5 protein-coding genes are annotated in these 3,452 nt (G+C 33.3%); all 5 read left to right on the top strand.

Going from position 1 to position 3,452, the window contains the following annotated elements; genetic code table 11:
* Positions 1-152: 152 nt before the first annotated feature.
* Genes ACK5ON_RS11655 through bioD form a run of 5 tightly spaced genes read left to right on the top strand, consistent with a single transcriptional unit; the run spans position 153 to position 3,392 of the window.
* Positions 153-680 (top strand): hypothetical protein, encoded by a 528-nt coding sequence (locus ACK5ON_RS11655; protein WP_396175977.1) that lies wholly within the window; start codon positions 153-155, stop codon positions 678-680.
* Entirely contained in the window at positions 677-1,876 is a 1,200-nt protein-coding gene (locus ACK5ON_RS11650; protein WP_409822648.1) for an aminotransferase class I/II-fold pyridoxal phosphate-dependent enzyme, read from the top strand. Before ACK5ON_RS11655 ends, ACK5ON_RS11650 begins: the two co-directional genes overlap by 4 nt.
* A gap of 3 nt (positions 1,877-1,879) precedes the next feature.
* Positions 1,880-2,284 carry a DUF2007 domain-containing protein gene (locus tag ACK5ON_RS11645; RefSeq protein WP_409822645.1) on the top strand — a complete coding sequence of 135 codons (405 nt, stop codon included), beginning with the start codon at positions 1,880-1,882 and terminating at the stop codon, positions 2,282-2,284.
* A gap of 52 nt (positions 2,285-2,336) precedes the next feature.
* Positions 2,337-2,741, top strand: coding sequence for a GxxExxY protein (locus ACK5ON_RS11640; RefSeq protein WP_409822642.1), 405 nt, complete (start codon positions 2,337-2,339; stop codon positions 2,739-2,741).
* A 33-nt stretch (positions 2,742-2,774) separates the two neighbouring features.
* A complete protein-coding gene (gene bioD / locus ACK5ON_RS11635) occupies positions 2,775-3,392 on the top strand; it encodes a dethiobiotin synthase (protein ID WP_409822639.1) in 618 nt (205 codons plus the stop codon).
* The last annotated feature ends 60 nt before the right edge of the window (positions 3,393-3,452 follow it).

Below are 3,452 nucleotides of genomic sequence, written 5' to 3'. Positions count from 1 at the left end.
AATGAACAAAACTATACTTTGGAAATCAATTCAGGAACCATTGAAATGAAAGACAATAAAGTAATTGTTTTAGCGGATTAAGACGATTTAAAATAAAAGCAGAAAGCTTAGTCTCGTCACCAACGAGATTGGGCTTTTTTTATTTTTGGATAATGGAACAAGTTAACGAGTACGAACTAATTGTGTCTCAGGGTAAATTACCCTGGTGGAAAGTTATTATAGCAGCATTACTTTTTTCTTCTATGATTTATTGGTTTTATGAAATTTTTAATACATTCTACAAATATGAAGTAGATGATATAAATCCAAAATACATAGCCAATTTAATCAAATATGCAACTTTGTCTTTAGCTGGTGGAATTTCTTTTTCAATAACAAAAAACATTTTAATTGATATAGACAAAGACAAACTAATATCAGTATATATGGTTGGTCCCTTTTTTAGAAAAGTAACTTCTGTGGTTCCAGAATTAGAATATGTTTCCGTTTTTTTTAACGATAAGGAACAATATGAAGTAAATCTTTGGTATAATAAAAATAAGCATTATAAAATGTATATGTTTGAAAATAGTCAAACTGCATTCGAGTTTGCTGCTCAAGTAATTAAAAAGCTTAACATAGATTTACTCGATGCAACCGAAAAAGGAAATTCTAAATGGATTGATAAATCTCAGTTATGAAAAATTTCCCAAAATCATTACAACAAAAACTCCAACATCGCAAAGTTCATAACGCTTTGCGTTCGTTACCTGAATCTAATAGTTTAATCGATTTTGCTTCCAATGATTATATTGGTTTTGCCAAAAGCGAAACTATATTTGAACAAACACACCAGCTTTTAGTAAACCAAAACATAAAAGTAAACGGAGCTACAGGTTCACGATTACTGTCAGGAAACCATACATTATTCCAACAAACCGAAGATTTTATTGCCCAATTCCATCAAACCGAAACCGCTTTAATTTTCAATTCGGGATATGATGCTAATATTGGGTTCTTTAGTTCGGTGCCACAACGCAACGATGTGATTTTGTATGACGAATTGTGTCACGCTTCAATTCGCGATGGTATTCAAATGAGCAACGCTAAGAGTTTTAAATTCCAACATAACGATTTAGAAGATTTAGAAAAGTTACTTCAAAGACACAGCATACAACTTCCAGCTTCCAGCTCCCAACTTCCAGCGTTCTACATCGTCACCGAAAGTGTTTTTTCTATGGATGGTGATTGTCCAAATCTGGAAGAGCTTGTTCAAATTTCTGAAAGATATAATGGCTATTTAGTGATTGATGAAGCACACGCTTTAGGCGTTTTTGGCAGTCCCGAAACTTCGGGAGGTGAAGGTGTTGTGCAAAGTTTTGGATTACAAGACAAAGTTTTTGCTCGTATCATGACTTTTGGAAAGGGATTGGGTTGTCATGGTGCCGCTATTTTAGGCAGTGCCGAATTAAAAAATTATTTGGTCAACTTTGCCCGAAGTTTTATTTACACAACAGGATTATCACCACATTCAGTAGCAACTATTTTGATTGCTTATCAGCATTTGACAAAAGAACAAATCGCATTGAAGACATTGAAAAAAAACATCACACACTTCAATCAAGAGAAAAACAGATTGGGATTGAAACCTTTATTTGTTTATAGTAAACCTGCCTGCCGGCAGGCAGGGTCGGCTATTCAATGCGCTATCATTCCGGGCAATGAAAGAGTGAAAAGTATAGCGAGTCAACTACAACAAAAGGGTTTTGATGTAAAACCAATTCTTTCGCCAACAATACCCGAAGGACAAGAACGATTGAGATTTTGTTTGCATAATTATAATACTGAAAAAGAAATTACCGAAGTGTTATCTTTGTTGGCTACTTTTGTGAACTAAATTATGGAACAGGAAAAATTCACTTTACTTCGACGATTTCAATACACAAGCGAGGCCATTATATTTCAAGGCAAATTAGAAAGCCAAGGCATTGAAGTTTTTTTGAGGGACAACAATACGATTGATTCTAATCCATTATATAGCAATGCTATTGGTGGCGTAAAGTTGTTTGTCAAAACCGAAGATTATGAAAAAGCAGAAGAAGTTCTTGGTGAAGTAAATCTCTACGCTGTTGATGATGAAAATCAACCCGTAAAATGCCCAAAATGTGCTACAAAGCAAGTTGAGATGGAAATAGCAATTGATGGAGTAAAATCCTTTTTTCAAGTTGCAATTCTAGGTGCGTTCGCTCAATTATTTTCGAAATACAAGTATAAATGTCAAAACTGCAAATACGAATTCAATTAAGCACTAATTTTAACCACGGATAAAACGGATTTAACAGATTTTCACAGATGGTATGGTAGGATTATTACATAAATCAATTACAGATGTGATTTTAAAAGTTTATTATGAAGTATATAATGAGCTTGGTTGTGGGTTTCTAGAAAAAGTATATCAAAACGCAATGTATTTTGAATTGAAATCTTTAGGTTATAAAGTAGAAGCTCAAAAACAAATCAAAGTTTATTTCAAAAATCAACTTGTTGGAGAATATTATTCTGATTTGTTAGTAGAAGATAAAGTAATTGTAGAACTAAAAGCAACAGAATTACTAATGAATGTTCATGTTGCACAAATAATAAATTATCTCAAATCAACACCAATCGAAGTTGGAATATTGTTAAACTTTGGGGAAGAACCTGAGTTTAAAAGAATAATTTATACAAACGACAGAAAAAATAATTTAAAAAATCAGCGATAATCCGTTCAATCCGTTTTATCCGTGGCTAATATTATGAAACTATTCATCACAGGAATTGGAACTGACGTCGGGAAAACAGTAGCGTCAGCCATAGTAACCGAAGCTTTAGAAGCCGATTATTGGAAACCCATACAAGCTGGGGATTTAGATGCCAGCGATACACACAAAGTCAAATCTCGAATCTCAAATAAAAAATCACAATTTCACTCCAATGCTTATGCGTTGAACACGCCAGCAAGTCCGCATTATGCTGCAAGTATTGATGGAGTTGTTATTGATTTGAAAAATATAAAAGAACCCAAAACCGATAATCATCTTGTTATTGAAGGCGCAGGGGGTGTTTTAGTTCCGCTGAATGATACTGATTGTGTCATCGATTTAATTCAAAAAGAGTATAAAGTTATTCTTGTTTCTCGCCATTATTTGGGCAGCATCAATCATACTTTAATGACATTTGAAGCATTGAAAAGCAGAGGAATTGTTGTGGCAGGCATTATTTTTTCGGGAGATGAAAACAAAGCCACGGAAAGCATTATCCTAACGAAAACAAGAGCCAAAATGATTGGAAGAATCGACAATGAACCTTATTTTGACCAAAATGTGACACGATATTATGCTGATCAATTCAGAGAAAATCTGTTAAGTTTATAATAGAATATAGAATATAGAATATAGAACATAGAGTTTGATATAGATTTATCTATTATCTAT

This window comes from Flavobacterium sp., from assembly GCF_046317795.1.
Classification (GTDB): domain Bacteria; phylum Bacteroidota; class Bacteroidia; order Flavobacteriales; family Flavobacteriaceae; genus Flavobacterium.
This window is presented reverse-complemented; position numbering and strand designations above follow the sequence as displayed.

Bases quoted from the DNA above. Each gene is read 5' to 3' on its own strand.
- ACK5ON_RS11655 (WP_396175977.1), top strand. From the start codon at position 153: ATGGAACAAGTTAACGAGTACGAACTAATTGTGTCTCAGGGTAAATTA.
- ACK5ON_RS11640 (WP_409822642.1), top strand. From the start codon at position 2,337: ATGGTAGGATTATTACATAAATCAATTACAGATGTGATTTTAAAAGTT.
- ACK5ON_RS11650 (WP_409822648.1), top strand. From the start codon at position 677: ATGAAAAATTTCCCAAAATCATTACAACAAAAACTCCAACATCGCAAA.
- bioD (WP_409822639.1), top strand. From the start codon at position 2,775: ATGAAACTATTCATCACAGGAATTGGAACTGACGTCGGGAAAACAGTA.
- ACK5ON_RS11645 (WP_409822645.1), top strand. From the start codon at position 1,880: ATGGAACAGGAAAAATTCACTTTACTTCGACGATTTCAATACACAAGC.